Genomic DNA, 1,602 nt, shown 5'->3' with positions numbered 1-1,602 from the left:
GGACACACGCCCCCGCCGGCACCTCACGCCCGTTCCCGCAGGTCACAACCACAATCCGTCATGATCGTGTGCCCGCCGACTGTCGAACTCGGGGCTGTGCACTGTCACTAAAGGCGATGGGTGTAGCCCTTCTGGAGGGACGGGCCGTGCTGGGAGAACGCTGGTCGGGGCGGTGGTCTGTGCAGGCCCGGGCCTGCAGTCCTGCTTGTGGAGCGCGGTCACTGGGCCTGGGTGGTGACCCGTGGAACGGAACGGGGCCGCAGTACCCGTTCCGTCATGGTGACGACGGTCCGGCGGGGCAGCAGCCCTGGCAGGCGGGTGCTCAGCGCGTTGCGGCGTCCGCAAACGACCGTGTGACGGCCACGGCGCAGGGCTCCGAAGGCCGCCGCGACGACCTGCTCGGGGCTCTGGCGGGGGCCGACCGACGCCTCATCCGCGCCCACCGCGTCGAAGAACGGTGTCTCGGTCGCGCCAGGGCACAGCGCGAGCACGCGGACACCCGTAGCTCTGTTCTCCGCCCACAGCGCCTCGGTGAAGGAGAGCACGAACGCCTTGGTCGCGCCGTACACCGCCATCCGGGGCAGCGGTTGGAAGGCGGCGGTGGAGGCCACGTTGACGACGGTGCCCGCGCCACGCGCGACCATCGCCGGAAGGAACCGGCCCGTGAGTTCGAGCAGGGTGGCGCAGTTGAGCTGCACCTGGCCGAGCAGGCGCTCCAGGTCCGTGTCCGTCAGTGCCCCGTACGTCGCGAAGCCGGCGTTGTTGACGAGCACGTCGATGCTCAGGCCGTGTTCGGCGACCTGGGTGGCGAGCCCGGCTGCCGCGCCGGGCACGGACAGGTCCGCGGGGAGCACCCGTACCTGGACGCGGTGCGCCGCGCGCAACTCGGCCGCGAGCGCCTGAAGGGCCGCTTTCGTGCGGGCGACGAGCACGAGATCGGCTCCCCGCGCCGCGAACTCGCGGGCGAAGACCGCCCCGATCCCCGACGAGGCGCCCGTGACGAGGGCCGTCTGACCGTGGAACTTCATGTCTCTCCCGAGGCCGTGAGCCTAATGCGAGCAACTGCTCGCATTTGTGGACCGCCCGCAGAATGATGCGCCAGGCCGGCCTGACCGGGATCAGCCCCCGCACGCGGCGGTGGAAGACCACCGTGGCCGATGCCGCGGCCACGTTCGCCCTGGACCTGGTCCAGCGCGACTTCACCGCGAAAGCTCCGGACCGGCTGTGGGTCACCGACCTCACGGTGATCGACACGGTGGAGGGGCCGCTGTGGCTCTCGGCGATCCGGGATGCCTTCTCCCGCCGCGTCGTGGCCTGGGAGACCTCGGCCCACGCGGACGCGGACCTGGTCCTGGCGTCGCTGGAGTACGCGCTGGCCGGCCGCAGGGTTCAGCCGGGGCAGCTGATACATCATGCGGATCACGGGTCGCAGGGCGGATTCAATCGGTCGTTGCAACACCTCGTCCTCGGAGGTGTTGATGGGCAGGCCAGCGGGATGGATGCAGGGGTTGACCGGGCGGTCGTCGATGAAGTCTCCTGGTGCGCCGGCGCTACGGCGGGAGGTGCAGCGCCAGTTCTGGCGGGAGATTGCGAAGGGGTTGC

Annotated in this window: 1 protein-coding gene and 1 pseudogene; one reads left to right on the top strand and one right to left on the bottom strand. The window is 70.7% G+C overall.

Features of this window, described 5'->3' with window-relative positions; genetic code table 11:
- Positions 1-218: 218 nt before the first annotated feature.
- A complete protein-coding gene (locus ABZW30_RS46950) occupies positions 219-1,028 on the bottom strand; it encodes an SDR family oxidoreductase (RefSeq protein WP_355677486.1) in 810 nt (269 codons plus the stop codon).
- 62 nt (positions 1,029-1,090) lie between these two features.
- Here ABZW30_RS46950 and ABZW30_RS46945 point away from each other — a divergent pair.
- Positions 1,091-1,375, top strand: a pseudogene (locus tag ABZW30_RS46945) (DDE-type integrase/transposase/recombinase); the annotation flags it as partial.
- Between the last annotated feature and the right edge of the window lie 227 nt (positions 1,376-1,602).

This window comes from Kitasatospora sp. NPDC004669 (assembly GCF_040609455.1).
In the GTDB taxonomy this organism is placed as follows: domain Bacteria; phylum Actinomycetota; class Actinomycetes; order Streptomycetales; family Streptomycetaceae; genus Kitasatospora.
The sequence above is the reverse complement of the archived record's forward strand: the minus strand, read 5'-3'. Positions and strand labels throughout refer to the sequence as shown.

Excerpts from the sequence above, each read along its gene's own strand:
- ABZW30_RS46950 (WP_355677486.1), bottom strand. The coding sequence starts at position 1,028 with ATGAAGTTCCACGGTCAGACGGCCCTCGTCACGGGCGCCTCGTCGGGG.